The sequence below is a fragment of the Pseudomonas onubensis genome (assembly GCF_965653655.1).
Classification (GTDB): domain Bacteria; phylum Pseudomonadota; class Gammaproteobacteria; order Pseudomonadales; family Pseudomonadaceae; genus Aquipseudomonas.
The window spans coordinates 49,573-66,738 of sequence record NZ_CBFHAZ010000024.1 but is presented as its reverse complement, the minus strand read 5'-3'; the positions used below and the strand labels follow the sequence as shown (position 1 = coordinate 66,738).

16 protein-coding genes are annotated in these 17,166 nt (G+C 61.3%); 7 read left to right on the top strand and 9 right to left on the bottom strand.

What is annotated here, in order from left to right:
* The first annotated feature begins 293 nt into the window (after window positions 1-293).
* The gene (locus ACTD9P_RS11025) at window positions 294-722 is read left to right on the top strand and encodes a MarR family winged helix-turn-helix transcriptional regulator (RefSeq protein ID WP_438867747.1); all 429 of its coding nucleotides are present in this window, start codon (window positions 294-296) and stop codon (window positions 720-722) included.
* Window positions 723-909: 187 nt separating this feature from the next.
* Window positions 910-2,154, top strand: coding sequence for an MFS transporter (locus tag ACTD9P_RS11020; RefSeq protein ID WP_438867745.1), 1,245 nt, complete (start codon window positions 910-912; stop codon window positions 2,152-2,154).
* Here ACTD9P_RS11020 and ACTD9P_RS11015 read toward each other — a convergent pair.
* Together ACTD9P_RS11015 and ACTD9P_RS11010 are read right to left on the bottom strand one after the other, a co-directional pair.
* Complete coding sequence (locus tag ACTD9P_RS11015) at window positions 2,129-2,995, bottom strand: DNA/RNA non-specific endonuclease (protein ID WP_438867744.1); 867 nt, start codon at window positions 2,993-2,995, stop codon at window positions 2,129-2,131. The two genes, ACTD9P_RS11020 and ACTD9P_RS11015, sit on opposite strands and share 26 nt — an antisense overlap.
* Before the next feature lie 47 nt (window positions 2,996-3,042).
* On the bottom strand, window positions 3,043-3,666 hold the full coding sequence (locus ACTD9P_RS11010; RefSeq protein ID WP_438867743.1) for a TetR/AcrR family transcriptional regulator: 624 nt from the start codon (window positions 3,664-3,666) through the stop codon (window positions 3,043-3,045).
* Between the two features lie 133 nt (window positions 3,667-3,799).
* Between ACTD9P_RS11010 and ACTD9P_RS11005 the strand changes: the two genes are divergently transcribed.
* Window positions 3,800-4,240 carry a hotdog fold domain-containing protein gene (locus ACTD9P_RS11005; RefSeq protein WP_438867742.1) on the top strand — a complete coding sequence of 147 codons (441 nt, stop codon included), beginning with the start codon at window positions 3,800-3,802 and terminating at the stop codon, window positions 4,238-4,240.
* A 3-nt stretch (window positions 4,241-4,243) separates the two neighbouring features.
* Here ACTD9P_RS11005 and ACTD9P_RS11000 read toward each other — a convergent pair whose 3' ends face one another.
* On the bottom strand, window positions 4,244-5,461 hold the full coding sequence (locus ACTD9P_RS11000) for an MFS transporter (protein WP_438867741.1): 1,218 nt from the start codon (window positions 5,459-5,461) through the stop codon (window positions 4,244-4,246).
* A gap of 121 nt (window positions 5,462-5,582) precedes the next feature.
* Between ACTD9P_RS11000 and ACTD9P_RS10995 the strand changes: the two genes are divergently transcribed.
* On the top strand, window positions 5,583-6,287 hold the full coding sequence (locus ACTD9P_RS10995; RefSeq protein ID WP_438867739.1) for a TetR/AcrR family transcriptional regulator: 705 nt from the start codon (window positions 5,583-5,585) through the stop codon (window positions 6,285-6,287).
* Here ACTD9P_RS10995 and ACTD9P_RS10990 read toward each other — a convergent pair.
* The 3 genes from ACTD9P_RS10990 to ACTD9P_RS10980 form a co-directional block, all read right to left on the bottom strand.
* The gene (locus ACTD9P_RS10990) at window positions 6,190-7,113 is read right to left on the bottom strand and encodes a LysR family transcriptional regulator (RefSeq protein ID WP_438867738.1); all 924 of its coding nucleotides are present in this window, start codon (window positions 7,111-7,113) and stop codon (window positions 6,190-6,192) included. The two genes, ACTD9P_RS10995 and ACTD9P_RS10990, sit on opposite strands and share 98 nt — an antisense overlap.
* Window positions 7,114-7,215: 102 nt before the next feature.
* Complete coding sequence (locus tag ACTD9P_RS10985) at window positions 7,216-7,860, bottom strand: hypothetical protein (protein ID WP_438867737.1); 645 nt, start codon at window positions 7,858-7,860, stop codon at window positions 7,216-7,218.
* 312 nt (window positions 7,861-8,172) lie between these two features.
* Entirely contained in the window at window positions 8,173-9,069 is an 897-nt protein-coding gene (locus ACTD9P_RS10980) for a LysR family transcriptional regulator (RefSeq protein ID WP_438867736.1), read from the bottom strand.
* A 122-nt stretch (window positions 9,070-9,191) separates the two neighbouring features.
* Here ACTD9P_RS10980 and ACTD9P_RS10975 point away from each other — a divergent pair, with 122 nt between their 5' ends.
* The 3 genes from ACTD9P_RS10975 to ACTD9P_RS10965 all read left to right on the top strand — a co-directional run bounded on the left by ACTD9P_RS10975 (window position 9,192) and on the right by ACTD9P_RS10965 (window position 12,443).
* Complete coding sequence (locus ACTD9P_RS10975) at window positions 9,192-9,857, top strand: RraA family protein (RefSeq protein WP_438867735.1); 666 nt, start codon at window positions 9,192-9,194, stop codon at window positions 9,855-9,857.
* A gap of 2 nt (window positions 9,858-9,859) precedes the next feature.
* The gene (locus tag ACTD9P_RS10970; RefSeq protein WP_438867734.1) at window positions 9,860-11,068 is read left to right on the top strand and encodes a pyridoxal phosphate-dependent aminotransferase; all 1,209 of its coding nucleotides are present in this window, start codon (window positions 9,860-9,862) and stop codon (window positions 11,066-11,068) included.
* Window positions 11,069-11,162: 94 nt separating this feature from the next.
* On the top strand, window positions 11,163-12,443 hold the full coding sequence (locus ACTD9P_RS10965; protein WP_438867733.1) for a cation:dicarboxylate symporter family transporter: 1,281 nt from the start codon (window positions 11,163-11,165) through the stop codon (window positions 12,441-12,443).
* An 89-nt stretch (window positions 12,444-12,532) separates the two neighbouring features.
* Here ACTD9P_RS10965 and ACTD9P_RS10960 read toward each other — a convergent pair whose 3' ends face one another.
* From ACTD9P_RS10960 to ACTD9P_RS10950, 3 genes are all read right to left on the bottom strand, one after another.
* Window positions 12,533-15,367: a TonB-dependent receptor gene (locus tag ACTD9P_RS10960; RefSeq protein ID WP_438867732.1), complete on the bottom strand. Its 2,835-nt coding sequence runs from the start codon at window positions 15,365-15,367 to the stop codon at window positions 12,533-12,535.
* Between the two features lie 96 nt (window positions 15,368-15,463).
* Window positions 15,464-16,429, bottom strand: a complete 966-nt coding sequence (locus ACTD9P_RS10955; protein WP_438867731.1) for a FecR domain-containing protein — start codon at window positions 16,427-16,429, stop codon at window positions 15,464-15,466.
* The gene (locus tag ACTD9P_RS10950; protein ID WP_438867730.1) at window positions 16,426-16,932 is read right to left on the bottom strand and encodes a sigma-70 family RNA polymerase sigma factor; all 507 of its coding nucleotides are present in this window, start codon (window positions 16,930-16,932) and stop codon (window positions 16,426-16,428) included. The genes ACTD9P_RS10955 and ACTD9P_RS10950 overlap by 4 nt, the downstream gene beginning before the upstream one ends.
* Window positions 16,933-17,166: the final 234 nt, after the last annotated feature.

Here is a 17,166-nt window from a genome sequence, read left to right as displayed (position 1 = left end):
AAATGTGGGAGCGGGCTTGCTCGCGAATGCGGTGTATCAGTGACAGATAAATTGACTGACCCACCGCATTCGCGAGCAAGCCCGCTCCCACAGTTGACCGAGTATGGCTCAGCTGTTGCTTTGGCTGTTGCTCTGGCCCTTACATCCTTTTCGATGACGAAGTCAGCGGTCTTTTGATCTGCGCTTTTGATCTTGATCTGAAATCCGTTGTGGCAAACGCTCCAACCTTTTATGAAAAAAATTTAATACAGCAAAACTGTACAGTTTTCCTTCGCGACTGCTACCGTCAAGGCATGACTGAATCCACTGCCACGTTGGCCGCTGAGCTGCGCATCTCCCTGGGCAAGCTGATCCGCCGCTTGCGCGAGCAAACGCACGCCAACGACCTGACATCCGCACAGAAATCCGTGCTGCTGCGCCTGGACCGTGACGGGCCGGCCACTGTGTCCGCCCTCGCGCGGGCCGAAAGCGTAAAGCCGCAGTCGATGCGAATCACCGTGGCCGGGCTGGAAGCCCTGCAGGCCATCAGCGGCCAGCCGGACCCTACGGACGGCCGGCAGACGCTGATCGAGCTGACACCCGCCTTCCGCCAGTACCTGACCGAAAGCCGCGCCGCCAAAGACGACTGGCTGCTGCGCGCGCTGCAAGAGCAATTGTCGCCCCAGGAACAACACGAACTCGCCGCTGCGGTGATACTGCTGGAGCGTCTCGCCGATTTTTGAATGAGCTGTTTGAGGACCTCGCATGGCTGTCACCTCGCTGGACACAAACACCGCCCCGATCATCCAGGACCTGCATACGGCATTATCGGTTGCCCCTTCATTGATCCGATTGGCGCTCACGTGTTGCCCGCGAATTGGCTCGGATGATCTGCGAAATTAATCAGCAACCGAGGACACAGAAAAGCCCATGAGTTTTCTCGGCACATTCCGCTCGCTGCGCAGCCCCAACTACCGCATCTGGGCCGCTGGCGCGCTGGTATCGAATATCGGCACCTGGATGCAGCGTACGGCGCAGGACTGGCTGGTGCTCACCCAACTCACGCCGCACAATGCCGCCGCGGTAGGCATCGTCATGGCGCTGCAATTCGGCCCGCAGTTGCTATTGCTGCCGTGGACCGGTTTCGCCGCCGACCATTATGACCAACGCAAGCTGCTGATCTTCACCCAGGCGGTGATGGGCCTGCTGGCGCTGACGCTGGGCGTGTTCACCATCACCGGCTTTGTGCAGTTGTGGCATGTGTATGTGTTCGCGTTTTTATCCGGCTGCGCCTCGGCCTTCGATGCGCCGGTGCGGCAGATTTTTGTGGCCGAACTGGTGGGCGAGAAAGACTTATCGAATGCCATCGCGCTGAACTCCACCTCGTTCAATATGGCGCGCATGATCGGCCCGGCGGTGGCCGGCGTGACCATCGCTTCGGTCGGCACCGGTTGGGCGTTCCTGCTCAATGGCTCAAGCTTTTTTGCGGTGCTGGCGTCGCTGTTTTTCCTGCGGGTCTCGGGCCAGAACAGCAAGGTGCGAGCATTGCGCACCAAAGGCAGCCTCACCGAGGGCATGCGCTATGTGTGGGCGCGGCCGGACCTCAAGGCGATTTTGCTGATGCTGTTTCTGATCGGCACTTTCGGCATGAACTTCCCGATTTTTATCTCGACCATGGCGGTCAGCGTGTTCCATGCCGATGCACGCGGCTATGGCCTGCTGACCTCGACCCTGGCGATTGGCACCATCGCCGGCGCGCTGATTGCCGCCGGCAGTGAACGCCCGCAGTTCAAGTCACTGCTGACCGGCGCGGCGGTGTTCGGGTTTGGCTGCATCCTCGCGGCATTGGCACCCAATTACTGGATGTTCGCGATTGCGCTGGTGGTCATCGGCGTCGGCGCCATGACGTTCAGCAACACCACCAACAGCCTGATGCAACTGACCACCGAGCCCGCGATGCGTGGCCGCGTAATCGCCCTGCGCGTCGCGGTTGCCTTGGGCGGCACGCCGATTGGCGCGCCCATCGTCGGCTGGGTGGCCGATCACCTGGGCCCACGTTGGGCGCTGGTGGTCGGCGCCGTATCGGGGATTCTGGCGGTCGGCGTGGCGCTCTACACGATCAAGCGGCAGTTGGATCGGCCAACAGTGATTACGTGCGACCCACCGACCCCGTAACCGGCAAATTGCCCAGCAACTTGAGCCCGGTGCTTTTCACAAAGGTGTCGTAGTCCATAGGCTTCTGGATACGGGTTTCGGCGTTGGGCAGCACATAGGCCCAGGCGCGCTTGGACGAGGCGTCGTACACCAGCTTGAACAGGCGCGTCGGCACCCACACCTTGTTGTCGCCGATGGTGCTGTAGCCGGCATCAAACAACGGGCCGGTGAACACAAACACATTGCCGCCGGCACGCACGGCGAACTTGCGCACGTCGGCCTCTACCTTGCTCCAGATCTTGCGGTTGTTGGTGGGGTCTTGCGGCACCATGTTCGACAAGGCGAAGGACTGCGCCATGGCATTTGCGCTCGGCGCATCGGCAGCCGGGGATTGATGGCCGCGGTCCACCGCCGGGTGCTGGCTGCGGTAGTCGCTCAACTCGGCGCGGGCGCCTTTGGGGATGCGCGGGTCGGGATAGAACTGGTTGGTGCGCTCTTCACCCTTGGCGTCTTTCAACTGTGCGGCGTTCAAACGCTCGACCACCACCAAAGGCGTCTTGCTGGTTTGCGAGTAGAGCACCGCAAAGTGATCCGAACACAGCGCCATGGGTTTCATCGAGGCGGGTACGGTGGCGGTGTTGATCGGCGTGGCGCCAGGAAACAGGTCCGCGCAGCCGTCGAAGGAGAGCCGTCGTTCTTGACTGGAATAGAGACCGAGGGCTGCGCTTTGGCTGATGGAGCTTGCGCGCGAAGTGTGTTCATGGGCGGGTGGTTTGATCAGGTCCAGCAGGCCACGGGCCTGTGCGCCGGGCGAGAGCAGAGCAAGCGCCGACAGGCCGACTGCAATAATGCGTAAGTGCATGTTTTATATCTTAAAGTGAGGAGCCTAATGGACCCTCACTTTAAACTTTAGTGCGACGCCTGACTGATCGAATTCCAGGCTGCCTGAGCCAGCAACTCGCGATACTCCCAGGGGCTTTTTTTGACCTTGGCTGACAGCCAGGCCCGCGAATAGCTTTCGGCCGCGCCGATGATCAGCGAAGGAATGAGCTCGGCGGGCAACTGACTGAAATGCTCTTTGCGCCCTTCTGCATTCATCCAGTCTTTTAACTGATGGTTACGCCGTTTATTGCGCGCAACCAGCTCGTCCTTGAACGGGCCGTTGGACACCGCAAAGCGGCTTTGGAACACGAACCGCGCCCACTCCGGCTGTGCATGCACCCACTCAACGTAGCTGTACACCAGCGCCACAACGCCAGCCTGCGCAGTTTGCGCGTCCTGCAAATAACGCTCGCGCGAGGTGGCCTGGTCTTCAAGGGCGGCAAAAAACAATGCGGCCACCAGCCCCTCTTTACTGCCGAAATGATGGTAGATGGCGCCCACGCTGGTGTCGCAACGTACGCGAATGGTTTCGATATTGGTCGCCTCGATCCCCGCCTCGTTAAAGCACGCCAGCGCTTCACGCAGGATGCTGCGCTTGAGGTCGCTGCGCCTGCCGGGGAAGGTACGCTCGATGAGGTCGATGGAGTGCATGGATGAGGCGCCAAATAAAAACAGTTTATAGGTTCATCGACCGCCAGAGAAAGCGTGGGTTGACGCGAATGGAATTTACAGAATATTGTTCTGTTACGGAATTTTATTCCGCAACCAAAAAAAGGAATACCCAATGAGCCAAGTACTCAGCATGTTCAACAGCGCCGGCCCCGCCGCTTTCAGCAAAATGGTCTGCCAGATGGCGCCCTATTTCAGCACCATCACCCCAGAATTCGTCGAACTGAGCCCCAACCGCGCGGTGGTCAACGTGCCGTTTTGCAAGGAAATCACCAACCACCTGGCCTCCGTGCACGCCATCGCGCTGTGCAACGCGGCCGAACTGGCGGGCGGCACCATGACCGATGTATCGATTCCGGCCGGCGCGCGCTGGATTCCCAAAGGCATGACCGTGGAATACCTGGCCAAGGCGAAATCAAATATCCGCGCCGTGGCTGATGGCAGCGCGGTTGACTGGCAAACCGCCGGCGACAAGATCGTGCCGGTAGATATTTTCGATGCGGGCGACATCAAGGTGTTCACCGCCCGCATCACCATGAACGTGAAGCTCGCTTAACGCCTAGTGCCCTGCCACCGCAGGCCCATCGGCCGACCGCCGTCCCGGTTTGAAGCCATGGGCATGCGCCGTGCAGGCAATCACCAACGCCACCAGCAGCAACAGCGCCATTGCCCATGGAAATGAGGCGGCGCCCCATGTCTGCAGCAGTACGCCACCGACTACGCCGCTGGCCGCAATGGCGCTGTTCCACGCCACCACGTTCAGCGACAGCGCCACATCGGCGCCCACTCCGGCGGCATCGGCCAACGCGGTTTGCAGCAGTGTCGCGGCACCACCAAAGCTCAAACCCCACACGGCCACGCCGAGGTAAATCACCTGCGGCACGCTGCCCAAAAAGCCGAACACCAGGGTTACCGCTGCAAACGTCATAAGGCTTGCCAGCACGGTCTTGCGCAACAGCGGCTCGACCAGCCTGGCCGTCAACCAGATCCCCAGCAGCGCGGCAATGCCGAACACCAGCAAGACTAGATCCACACGCTCACCCAAGCCTGCATGCGCCACAAACGGGGCAATGTAGGTGTACAGAATGTTGTGCGCCAGCATCCAACTGATCACCACCGCCAGCACCGGCCGCACGCCGGGCGTGGTCAGCACTTGGCCCAGCGACAGGCGCTGGTGCGCGGGCTGCGGCGGATAGTCCGGGACTTTCACCAGCACCCAGACAATCAACAGCAGCGTCAGCGCCGACATCAAGCCAAACGCCGTGCGCCAGCCCGCCAGCCCACCCAGCCAGGTGCCCAATGGCACGCCCAGCGACAGCGCAATCGGCGTACCGACCATGGCCAGTGCCAGCGCGCGGCCCTGTTGATGCGGCGCAACCATGCGCCGGGCATAACCGGCCAGCAGGCTCCAGGCCAGCCCTGCCGCCACGCCGGCAAAGAACCGCGCCACCAGCGTCACGCCGTAATGGGACGACAGCGCGGTGATGGAGTTAAACAGCAGAAAGCCGACGATGGTCAGCAGCAACACATTGCGCCGCCGCCAGCCACGGGTGGCAATGGTCATGGGGATCACCGCCAGCACCGAACCCAGCGCGTAGGCCGTGACCATCTGCCCGGCCATCGACGGCGAAATCGCCAGGCCTTCACTGATCAACGCAAGCAGCCCGGCGGGCAAGGTTTCGGTGACGATGCAGATGAAGCCGGTCATGGCCAGTGCAAGCAAGGCGCCGATAGGCAGGCGCTCGGATGACGCGGATAGGCTGAGTGAGGGTGTCACGGCAAACTCCTTGGGAAGACTTAAATACTGATCGATACAAATGTTGCGTGCGCACCGACCTCGTTGTCAATGACTTATGTATCGACTAGTATTTATCTCGCTTACCCAGAGGATTCCCCACATGGCACAAATGGGCCGCCCGCGTAATTTCGACCGAGACCAGGCCGTAGAACAGGCCATGCACCTGTTCTGGCAGCACGGTTACGACGCCACCTCCCTCGCCCAGCTCAAGGCCGGGTTGGGTGGCGGGATCTCCGCGCCGAGTTTTTACGCCGCATTCGGCTCTAAAGAAGCGCTGTTCGATGAGTGTGTGCAGCGTTATCTGGCCACCTACGCCCAGGTCACCGAGTGCCTGTGGGATGAAGCTTTGCCACCACGCAAGGCTATCGAAACCGCGCTGCGCCAGTCAGCACGCATGCAGTGTGAAGACGGGCACCCCAAGGGCTGCATGGTGGCGCTGGGCGTGATGAGCGCACCCAGCCCGGAGAATGCGCGGGTCGCGGATGCCCTCACGCAATCGCGCGTGCGCACCCGTGCGGGCATTGTGGCCTGCGTCGAGCGCGGGATAGGTCTTGGGCAATTGCCGGACAGCACGCACGCGGCGTCGATGGCGACGGTGTTTGACAGTTTCTTGCAGGGCGTTTCGATCCTGGCGCGCGATAACGTGCCGCATGCGGCTATCGACGCGGCGATCAGCCAACTCCTGCTGACATGGGACATTACCGCCGCTACCGCGTCGCCCATTCGTCCCGACACGCCAGCAAAAAGTCCACAAACGCCCGCACCCGATGCGGCACATAGCGCCCATGGGGATACAGCAGGGTGAAGGGCCGCGAGCGCCCGCCAAACGGCTTCAACACTTCAACCAGGCTGCCGTCGGCCAACTCACGCTCAACGATAAACTTGTAGGTTTGAAACAACCCCGCGCCGTGTTTGGCCAGGGTTACGCCGCCCAGCACGTCATGGGCAATGCTGTAACCCGCCTCCCCGGCGAACTCATGCGCCTGGCCCTGCACCTGGAACAACCACGAAATGCGCCGGCCATTGCTGGGCAACTCAAACTGAATGCACTCATGCGCGGGCAGATCCTCCAGCATCTGCGGCGTACCGGCGCGCTGCAAATAGGCCGGTGCGGCGACAACCACCAACTCGGCATCTTCCAGCAGCCGCGCGATCAGCGACGAATCCGGCTGGGCGCGCACGCGAATGGCCAAGTCATAGCCTTCGGCAACGAAGTCGATATTGCGGTTGCTGATGTGGATGTCCACGGTCACTTGCGGGTACTGCGCACGAAACCTGGGCAGCAGCGGCAGCAAGCGGTGATGCGCATAAGTGGTTGGCACGCTAATGCGCAAGCGCCCGGACGACACCGCCTGCGCGCCCATCACTTCTTGCTGGGCCTCCACCAGTTGCGTCAGCGCCTGGCGGCATTGCTCGAAAAATGTGCGGCCGCTGTCGGTGAGGCGAATGCTGCGGGTGGTGCGCACAAACAAGCGCGAACCCAGACGTTCTTCCAGGCGCGAAATACTGCGGCTGACGGCGGCCGGGGTAACGCCTGCGGCCTGCGCGGCAGCGGTAAAGCTGCCGGCTTCGGCGGCGAGGCAGAACAGCTCGATGCTGCCCAGCTGCAAATCTTCGAAATGGCGTTTCATGATTGATTACATCGGCTCAGCTCACTATCCGACGTCATACTTACCAGCCTCTTGCCCTTTAATACAGCGTGCCGGGCGAGAAACGCCAAAGATCACTCGCTCTCAGGGCACGGTGACAAATGCATCTGCCCCGGTTGAATATTCAATGATGGAGGGTGTATTCATTTTAAGTTTGTGCCGCTCTATATGATCGCCTTTCATCCGCGAAAGAAAGCGGACCAGGTACACGCCTGGCTCATCAAGCTTGACGATGTACTTGAGCTCATAGGTTTCGGAAGGCCCGATATCCAGAAAGGGAAATACCAGCAAGGTCGAGCTCATACCGTCATACCGCGCCTCTGCCACATCCCAGGCAGGCCCATACACCGGCAGGCCCGCGTCAAAGCGCTGAACCTTTACGATCGACAAAACACGCCGGTCCAGATTCAGCCGTGCAATATCATTACCGCTGTTGGACAGTGTGACACCCACTTCCAGCAGACTGGCGCCGCCCTCGGCAGGCATCAGTTGAGTCTTCAATGTCGCGCCCACATGGGCACTCAACTCAGTTTTGATCTGCATCTCTTTAAGCAGCAGTGCACTCATTTGCGAGTCTTGCTTTACGTAGTAAGTCACCCAGACCGTCCAACCCGCCACACACAACAGGGCCACGACTGAAACAAGGCTCGCGGCCACACCCACCTTGATTTGCAGCAGCTCCCAATGACTGCGTTGCCGGGATTTATAGTGAGAAGGTAAGCGGCTCATGCCAATGTTGCTCCTGATGACGGCAGGCGAACTTACGGCAACCTTCTACGATCAAGCAATACACAATTGGGCTATGTTCAAACCGGCGAGTGTGCCAAAAAGCCTATGCGGCGGGCGCGCTCGCTGACCCGCTCCCAGGCATTGATCGTTCCCACGCTCCGCGTGGGAACGATCATCAAGTTCGGCGCTAGAGCAATAGCCTTCTGTGGCGAGGGAGCTTGCTCCCGCTGGACTGCGCAGCAGTCCCACCCTTTAAGAATGGGGCCGCTTCGCGGCCCAGCGGGAGCAAGCTCCCTCGCCACAATGGATACGCTAGAGCAGTAACCGCGAAAAATCGCAGCAGTGTTGCGCCATCTGCGCCACGTCCTGGTTTAAGCCAAACTGCCGGTCCACCCGGTGCAACGCTACGTACTGGATGCGCGGCAATTCGGGCTCGGTGACCAGCGCCCGCAGCGCGCCTTGTTCGATCAAGTGTGACAAGCACGCCCTGGGCAGGTAACTCACGCCAATCCCGGACAACGCCAACCCTACTTGCACCAACAGGTTGTGGCTCGACAGCGTGCGCGGCATTTGCACGTTGTGCGCGGCCAGCCAACGCTCGTAGATCAACCCGGTGCCCGACTGCGCGCCCTGGGTGAGCACGGTGTAGTTGGCCAGGGTCTCAAGGCTCACCGGGTCGGCATCGGGGATCAGGCTGGGCGCGCAGATCCAGGCGTTTTCCACGCTTTGCAGCGCGGTGCTGTGAAAGCGCGGGTCGCTGAAGACGTCGGGCACGATCACCAGGTCCAGTTGGTCGCTTTCGAGCTTGCGGAACAGCTCGCTGCTCAGCTCCACCGAAGGCTCGATCTGTACCTTGGGGTAAGCCTGGCGCAAGGCTTCGACCAGTGCCGGTAACCAAGTCAGCGCGGTCAACTCGGTGACGCCGAGGCGAAACCTGCGCACCAGCACTTCACGGGCGCTGACACGTTCGAGCAGTTGGTCGCGGCCTTTGAGCAGGTCGCGGGCATAGTCGAGCAGTTCGCCACCCTTTTCGGTCAGCCGCGCATTGCGTTTGCTGCGGTCGAAAATCTCCACATCAAAGGTGTCTTCCAGCTCCTGGATGCGCTTGGAGATCGCCGACTGAGACATATTCAGCTTGTTGGCCGCCGCTTCGAAACTGCCCAGTTCAGCGATCCAGTACAGCGCGTCGATTTGCTTGAAGGTGATCATGGCGGCTAACTCATGAGAAAAATCGATGCTATCACATTATAAAATATCGCTAAAACTGTCCGTTTATCACTCCTAAGATCCGGCCATAGCCCTTCGCTATCTGACGACTCTGGAGATTTGCCATGTCCTTGCCCGGTTCACGCATCCTTCCCAACGCCCCGATGGCCTCGGCCGAGTTGGTCGAAGCCTTTGCCAACGTGGTCACGCCGCATATCAGCGACAACCTCGGCCGCCACATCGGCGCCCGTGGGCTGACGCGTTATAACCGCAGCGGCAAGCTGGTGGGCACGGCGATCACGGTCAAGACCCGGCCCGGCGACAACCTGCTGATCTACAAGGCCATGAGCATGATGCAGCCCGGCCACGTGCTGGTGGTTGACGGCCAGGGCGATACCAATAACGCGGTGATCGGTGAGCTGGTCAAACTCTACGCCCAGCAACGCGGCTGCGTCGGGTTTGTGATCGACGGCGCGATTCGCGATGTCGCCAGCTTCGACGACACCCCCTGCTACGCCCGCGCCGTGGTGCACACTGGGCCGTACAAAACCGGGCCTGGCGAGGTGAATGTGCCGGTGTCCATCGGCGGCATGCTGATCAACCCCGGCGACTTGCTGGTGGGTGATGAAGACGGGCTGGTGGCGTTTTCCCAGGCTGACGCAGCCGAAGTGCTGCGCCGCGCCGGGCAACATGCCGAGCATGAAGAAGCGGTCAAGGCCGAAATCGCCACGGGTGCGGTGCGCCAGAGCTGGATCGACAAAGTGCTGGCGAACGCCGGCCTGGCGGATTGAACATGAGCACAGCCTTTCTTTCCGAGCGCGTGCTCGGCATTGCGCCGTCGCCGAGTGTGGCCGCCAATGCATTGGTGACCGAACTGCGTGCCCAGGGCCGCGATATCGTCAACTTCACCGTGGGCGAGCCGGACTTCGACACCCCGGCGCATATTCTCCACGCCGCCCGCCTGGCGATGGAGAGCGGCGACACCCATTACACCGCCACCACCGGCACCCTTGCGCTGCGCCAGGCCATTTGCCTGAAACTTGCACGCGACAACGACCTGGCCTATGGCCTGGACGAAGTGGTCGCCGGCTGCGGTGGCAAGCACATCATTTATCACGCGCTGGCCGCCACGCTGAACCGTGGCGATGAGGTCATCGTGCACACGCCGTATTGGGTGTCCTACCCGGACATGGCACGGCTCAATGACGCCACACCGGTGATCATTCCCGGCGATGAAAACCAGGGTTTCAAATTGTCGCCCGAGGCGCTGGAACTGGCGATCACCCCGCGCACCAAATGGGTGATTCTCAACAGCCCCAACAACCCCAGCGGCGCGGTGTACAGCGAAGCCGAACTGCTGGCGTTGGCCGAGGTGTTGCGCGCGCATCCGCATGTGCTGGTGATGGCCGATGAGATCTACGAGCACTTTGTGTATGGCGATGCCCGCCACGTGCCGCTGACGCGCCTGGCGCCGGACCTGAAGCCGCGCACCCTGATCATCAACGGCGCGTCCAAAGGCTACGCGATGACCGGCTGGCGCTTGGGGTTTGGCGCAGGGCCGGCGTGGTTGATCGCGGCCATCGGCAAGTTGCTGTCGCAAACCACCACCTGCCCCAGCTCCTTGAGCCAGGCCGCTGCGGTGGCGGCCTTTGCCGGTGAGCAGGCACCCATCACTGCCATGCGCGAGGAATACGTGCGCCGCCGCGCACTGATGTTGGACCGCTTGGCGGGCATTCCAGGCGTAAGCGTAACCCCGCCGGACGGCGCGTTCTATGTGTTCGCCAATGTCAGCGGGCTGATGGGCAAGCTCACGCCACACGGGGAAACCCTGGAGAGCGACACTCAATTGGTGGAGTACTTGCTGCGCGATTACGGCCTGGCCACGGTCAGCGGCGCGGCGTACGGCATGTCGCCGTATGTACGCCTGTCCTTCGCAAGCGCGCCAGACGTTATCGAAGAAGGTTGCCGTCGCCTCCAGGACGCGTGCCACGACCTGCGCTGAACCCAACGCTGCACCCGGCGGCCAATGGATGGCCGCTGTTTTGACTGCCTAGAACAACAACTTAAAAATCATTGATCGCAAATGAGGCATTCCCATGCACACGCCCCGCATCGCGCTGGTCTGGCAAATCATGATCGGCTTGCTCGCCGGTATCGCCATTGGTGCCCTGTTGCACCGCTTTCCCGAATCCCGGCCGTGGCTGGTGGACAATATTCTGCAACCGGCAGGTGACATTTTTATCAAGCTGATGAAGATGATCGTCGTGCCTATCGTGTTCTCTTGCATGGTGGTGGGCATTGCCGGGCACGGCGACGGCAAGGCCCTGGGCCGTATCGGGGTCAAAGCCCTGAGCTATTTTTTCTGCATCACCACCCTGGCGATCATCGTCGGGCTGGTGTTGGGCAACCTGCTCAAACCCGGCGCCGGCACTGAATTGGCCAGCCTGCATGCAGCAACCATCACCCTGCCTACCAGCGGTGGCGGCGGCCACAGCCTGGGGCAGATCATTGTCGGCATCATCCCCGACAACGTGATCAACGCCATGGCCCAGGGCAGCCTGTTGTCGGTGCTGTTTTTTGCCGTGATGTTCGGCCTTGCGGTGTCGCGCTTGCCCGCCGAACGCAAAGACCCGGTGATTGCGCTGATGCGCGGGGTTTCGGATGGCATGTTCAAACTGACCTCGATGATCATGGCCTACGCGCCCATCGGCGTGTTCGGCATGATCGCCGTCACCGTGGCCAACTTCGGTTTCGGCGCGCTGCTGCCGTTGGCGAAGCTGATCATGGTCAGCTATGTGTCCATCGTGTTTTTCGTGCTGGTGGTGCTCAACCTGATCGCGCGGTTGTGCGGGATCAACCTGTTTGCCTTGATGCGGCATATCAAGGATGAACTGGTGCTGGCGTTCTCCACCGCCAGCTCGGCGGCGGTGATGCCGCAGTTGATGAAGAAGCTCGAAACCTATGGCGTGCCGCCGTCGCTGGTGAGCTTTGTGGTGCCGGTGGGTTACTCGTTCAACCTCGACGGCGCCTCGCTGTTCCTCGGCATCGGCACATTGTTTGTGGCGCAGTTGTATGGCATCGACCTGAGCCTGTCCGACCAGGCCTTGCTGGTGGTGACCATGGTGGTGACCTCCAAAGGGGCTGCGGGTGTGCCGGGGTTTATGTTTGTGATTCTCTCCGCCACCTTGGGCAGCGCGGGGCTGCCGTTGGAAGGCGTGGCGATTATCGCGGGGGTTTATCGCTTGATGGAGATGCCGACCACCGCGCTGAATGTGTTGGGCAATGCGTTGGCGCCGTTGGTGATTGCCAAGTGGGAGCAGCGTGAGGCCAAACCGGCTTTACAGGTGGATGCCAAGGACCTTCCCACACGTGTGTAAGCACCCTTCGTTCATCCTGTGGCGATCAGGATTGTCCTGCTCGCCACAGTGAAGGTGTTCGTCCTTGACTGATGGGCGTTGCATCGCACCTAAAACTTCGCCTGCACGCCCACCCGCACTGTACGCCCTGGCGCGGGCATGAAGCTTTGCGCCAGCGGGTCGAGGTAGTAGCGGTCGGTGACGTTCTGCAGCGAAACATTCAGGCTCGCGTCCTCCTGCAACTTATAGTTGAGGAACAGATCCACCAGTGCCACTTCGCGGTAGTTCAGTTGCGGCGTGGTGGCGCCGGTCTGCCAAGGTTTGTCGGCGGTGACGGTGGGGCCGCTGGTGTAGGTAATACGTGTGCCGAGCGTGAGGCTTTGGTCAAAGAAGCGCAGGCCGGTGGTCAGGTTGCCCGCAAGCCGGGGCGGGTTCTGGGTGTTGGTGTAGGAACCCATGAAGCTGCCCGGTGTGCAGTTCGGGGTGTCGGCGGTTTTCTGGTAGCTGTTGCTGGTAGTGCGCAGTGTGGCGGCGAAGGCCGCATCGCAGGTTTCGGTTTTCAGGTAGTACGTGGACGACAGGTCGGCGAACACGCGCCCGGCATCGTAGCGGGCTTGCAGTTCCAGGCCGCTGGTCTTGTAGCTGTCGGTGTTGCTGAAACGCATCTGGCCCCACGAGCCTGGGCTTGGGTCGTAGTAGCGGGTGATGTAGTTCTTGATGGTGTTGTTGAAGTAAGCGAGCTTGATCGCCGCCGCGTCATCCTCGACCAACAGCCCTTTGCGCAACGTGCTGGCGCCGACCTCCCAGTTGCTTGAGCGCTCGGGTTTCAAGCCATTGCCGGGCAGGGTTTGCAGCACGCCCTGGCTGGTTTCAAACAACGAGGGCATGCGAAACCCCTGGGTGTAGGAGGCATACACGAAGGTGTCCGGCAGCACTTCGATATTGATACCCAGCGCCGGCGAAAATGCCCCGCCGCTGTTGCTGGCCTTGCCGGAATAGTCATAGCCGCTCACCACGTCACCGACCTGGGACGGGTAAACCGTCGAATCGATCACGCCAAAGTCGTTGTAGCGCACGCCCTCGAAAGGGAAGTTGGTGTTCTGGAACACGATGCCGTTGTTCAGGCGCGGATCGGTGGCGTTGGTGTATTCGCCGTTCTGGTCCGGGAACCACATCATGTTGCCGGAGTTGTTACCGTTGTAGACGCGCAGGTAGCGCAGGTCACGCTCCTCGCGCCGTGCGGTGGACCTGGCAATGTGGTCTTTGCTGCGATAGTGGGAATAACGGCCGCCACCCCATAAGGTCAGGCGGTCCACCGGTTTGTATTCGAGTTTGCCATTGAAGCTGTACTCCTGCCGCGAGCCTTCGCGCAGCATGCGGTTGGCGTTGATATCGTGCTGGGTGGTGACCACGCCTTTTTGCGGGCGCAGTTCTTCGAGCTGGAACGAGCTGCCGAGGTCGAGCTTCAGATCGCCGTAGTCGGTCGCCCAGCGTGAGGTATTGGCCAGCCCGCCGCCGATGCGCTGGTTGGCCTGGCGGCTCCAGGCGCGGTCGGAGCGATAAGCCTGGGACGCAGGTGCGGCCACCGAGGTGAGCTGGCTGGTTTGGGCGTCGGTCATCCACAGGTCGGCGGTCAGGTCCACCAGCGGGTTGCCCGAGGGCAGGTAGTTGTAGCGAGCGGTGTAGGTGTCGATCCTGGTATGGCCCAGCGGGTACTGATAGATGCCGCCGGTGCCGAAACGGAAGATATCCGACGGCATGATCTCGCCAATGCGCCCGTCATAACGGCGATAGCCGAGGTCGAAGGTATGCCCGTCCGCCGGGCGCAGGGTGGTCTTGAGCAGGAACGACTCAGTCTTCGCCGAAGAGTTGAGCACTTCTTCGCCGGCGTTGTAGGTGGTGGCGACGCTGGTTTCTTCATCGCCCCAACGGTCGTAGGTGCGGTAGCGGTCCTGGCCCTTTTTACCGGCAAAATAATTGCCCTGGTTGCGCTTGGCGTAGGCCGCCACCACGTCGAAAAATTCATGGGTGTAGGCAAACGCGGCACTGCCGGCTTCGGCCTGCGAGCCGATCAGCCCGCCGCGGCTCTGGTGCGGCTCGGCATACAGGTCCTGGGTTTTGGAGTGCGGGTCGCGGGAAGCCGGGGCGACGCCGTTGTTCCAAAAATCGCCCTTGAGGCGCAGGCCGATGTTCTGGCCGTCCTTGAGGATGTCGCCAACGCCCAGGGTGCGCATTTTTACCGTGCCGCCAATGGCGCTGGAGGTCAGGCTGGGGCCTTTGTCGATGGTGATGTCGCTGATCAAATCCGGGTCGATGTAACTGCGCTGCTGAGTACCGGCATAGCCGCGATACACATCCAGCGCCTGCTGCGAGCCGTCCACCGTGACCGCCACGCGGCTCTGGCCCTGGATGCCACGAATGTTCACATCCAGCCCGCCGCCATTGCGGCTGTCGCCAACCTGCACGCCGGGCTGGCCCTTGAGCACATCACCCACCGACACCGCGCCAAAACGTTGCATGTCTTCGCCAGAGATATACACCGACGAACGCGGCGCGCGGTAGACCTCCTCTTCGTCAAGATTTTCGCCCGTCACTTTTTGCGTCGGCAGTTGCACGGCCTCCTGGCGCAGGCGCAACACATAGCCGCCATCGGCCTGGCGCTGATAGTCCAGGCCGGTGCCCGAGAGCACCTGGGCCAGGCCGTTCTCCGTGTTGAATTCGCCCTGCAGGCCCTGGCTTTTCCTGCCTGCCGTAAGCAGCGAACTGCCCGCCATGCTGATCCCGGCTTCGGCACCAAAGCGCGACAGCACCTGGTCCAGCGGCCCGGCGCTGATGCTGAACGGGCGTTCACCGGCGGCCAACACCAGCTCACCGCACAACGGTTGCAGGCCGAGAAACAACAAGCTGAACGTATGACGACGCAAGACACTAACGGGAGAAATCATGCAAGGCTCCTAGGGATCGAAAACCACCTGTGCCGGTGGGTAATACCTAAAGGCCAAGCCAGATCGAAAAAACTATCGCGTCGGCGAAAAAAAACTTTACGCGGGCACCACCGTCACCCAATAACGGCTTCTTCGCTCGATGCGCACCGGCAAGGTTTTGGCCACCAGGGCCAGGGCGGCATCGGTGTCGTCCAACTGGAAACTGCCGGTGATGCGCAGCGCCGCCACCGCCTCACTGCAACGCAGCAAGCCTGGGCGATAGCGCGAGAGTTCGGCCAGCAACTGATCCAGGCGCATGCGTTCAGCGGGCAGGATGCCGTGCATCCAGGCCTGGGCCAGCAACAAGTCAACCGGGCTTGAGCGCCCTATCGCGTAGTCTTCAACGTTTATCTGCCAGCCAGCCTGCAACGGCACGGGCGTCGGTTGATGCCGCGCACTCACCTGCACCCGCCCGCGCAAGACAGTCACCAAGGTGCCCTGACGATCATGGCGCACCAACAGGTTGGCGCCCTGGCTATAAAGCAGCGCGTTCGGGGTTTGCAGTTGCAACGAGGCAGACCCCGCTGGCGTATCGAGTGCCAGCTCGCCCTCGACCAACTGCACACTGCGTTGGCCTGCGCTCACGTCCAGGTTGACCGCACTCGCGGTGTTGAGCCACAGCGAACTGCCGTCCGCCAGGGTCCAGTGTCGGCGTTCGCCAGTGCGGGTGCGGTAACTCGCCAGCGCTGCGCGTACCCGCGTGGAGTCCGCACCTTGCCAGGCAACGCCGCCGAGCAGCCCCAGCGCCAACAGGCACTTGAGCACCTGACGACGGCGTTGAGGATCGGTCCCGGCCGCCTGCAATGCCCGGCGTGCGGTGACGTCGGCCAACACATTGGCGCCTGGTTGCAACAACAGCGGCAAGCTGCTGACCCGTTGCCAGGCGTACTCATGCGCGGGGTTGGCCTGGCGCCATTGCTGCAAAGCCTGATGGTCGCCGGCATTCATCAAGCCGGACTGTAAGCGCACCAGCCAATCGATGGCACTGTCGCGCACCTGCGGGTCAACCGCCACACTGCTCATTCAAACCGGCTCGCATAGCAGACACTGAACGCCTTACCCATGGCGCGCTGCACCTGGGCCACCGTCAGGCTTAACTGTTTGGCGATTTGCGGATAGGTCAGGCCATCGAGCTGCGACAAGAAGAAAATCTGCCGCACCCGCGCCGACAAACCGACCAGCAGCGAATCCAGCTGCAACAGGGTTTCGATCATCAGGTGCCGCTCTTCCGGCGAAGGCTCCACGGCCACCGGCCGCGCCGCCAGTGCTTCCAGATAAGCCCGCTCGATGGCTTGGCGACGCCAACGGTTGATCAGCAAGCCATTGGCGATGGTGGCCAGAAACGCCATGGGCTGGCGTAATTCACGCACGTCATCCTGGGAGCGCAGCACGCGGATAAAGGTGTCATGTGCGAGGTCTTCGGCATCGGCCGTATGCCCCAGCCGCCGATGCAACCAGCCTCGGAGCCAGCTGTGGTGATTGGCGTACAGCTGGGCGACGGGCGAGGTAGTGCTGTCGTGCTGCATTTCAGATCCGCATTAATGATAATGCTTCTCATCTTATGGGTTGAAAGGGTGGATTGTATAGAGGGCTGGAGCGTGAACACTGAGCATCACTTATCGCCCACTTTCAGGAAATCTGAATAGCCAAAAATGCGTAACCATTTGTGAGCCTCGACGCAGCAAACGCGCACAGATACGCTCAGCCCTAGGTGACAAAACCTCGTCCAATTTATCGGCGCATTAATTACAGTTAGCGAT

Bases quoted from the DNA above. Each gene is read 5' to 3' on its own strand.
- ACTD9P_RS10950 (WP_438867730.1), bottom strand. From the start codon at position 16,932: ATGCAGCACGACAGCACTACCTCGCCCGTCGCCCAGCTGTACGCCAAT.
- ACTD9P_RS10980 (WP_438867736.1), bottom strand. From the start codon at position 9,069: ATGATCACCTTCAAGCAAATCGACGCGCTGTACTGGATCGCTGAACTG.
- ACTD9P_RS10970 (WP_438867734.1), top strand. From the start codon at position 9,860: ATGAGCACAGCCTTTCTTTCCGAGCGCGTGCTCGGCATTGCGCCGTCG.
- ACTD9P_RS11020 (WP_438867745.1), top strand. From the start codon at position 910: ATGAGTTTTCTCGGCACATTCCGCTCGCTGCGCAGCCCCAACTACCGC.
- ACTD9P_RS10960 (WP_438867732.1), bottom strand. From the start codon at position 15,367: ATGATTTCTCCCGTTAGTGTCTTGCGTCGTCATACGTTCAGCTTGTTG.
- ACTD9P_RS10965 (WP_438867733.1), top strand. From the start codon at position 11,163: ATGCACACGCCCCGCATCGCGCTGGTCTGGCAAATCATGATCGGCTTG.
- ACTD9P_RS10955 (WP_438867731.1), bottom strand. From the start codon at position 16,429: ATGAGCAGTGTGGCGGTTGACCCGCAGGTGCGCGACAGTGCCATCGAT.
- ACTD9P_RS10975 (WP_438867735.1), top strand. From the start codon at position 9,192: ATGTCCTTGCCCGGTTCACGCATCCTTCCCAACGCCCCGATGGCCTCG.
- ACTD9P_RS11005 (WP_438867742.1), top strand. From the start codon at position 3,800: ATGAGCCAAGTACTCAGCATGTTCAACAGCGCCGGCCCCGCCGCTTTC.
- ACTD9P_RS10995 (WP_438867739.1), top strand. From the start codon at position 5,583: ATGGCACAAATGGGCCGCCCGCGTAATTTCGACCGAGACCAGGCCGTA.
- ACTD9P_RS10985 (WP_438867737.1), bottom strand. From the start codon at position 7,860: ATGAGCCGCTTACCTTCTCACTATAAATCCCGGCAACGCAGTCATTGG.
- ACTD9P_RS10990 (WP_438867738.1), bottom strand. From the start codon at position 7,113: ATGAAACGCCATTTCGAAGATTTGCAGCTGGGCAGCATCGAGCTGTTC.
- ACTD9P_RS11015 (WP_438867744.1), bottom strand. From the start codon at position 2,995: ATGCACTTACGCATTATTGCAGTCGGCCTGTCGGCGCTTGCTCTGCTC.
- ACTD9P_RS11010 (WP_438867743.1), bottom strand. From the start codon at position 3,666: ATGCACTCCATCGACCTCATCGAGCGTACCTTCCCCGGCAGGCGCAGC.
- ACTD9P_RS11025 (WP_438867747.1), top strand. From the start codon at position 294: ATGACTGAATCCACTGCCACGTTGGCCGCTGAGCTGCGCATCTCCCTG.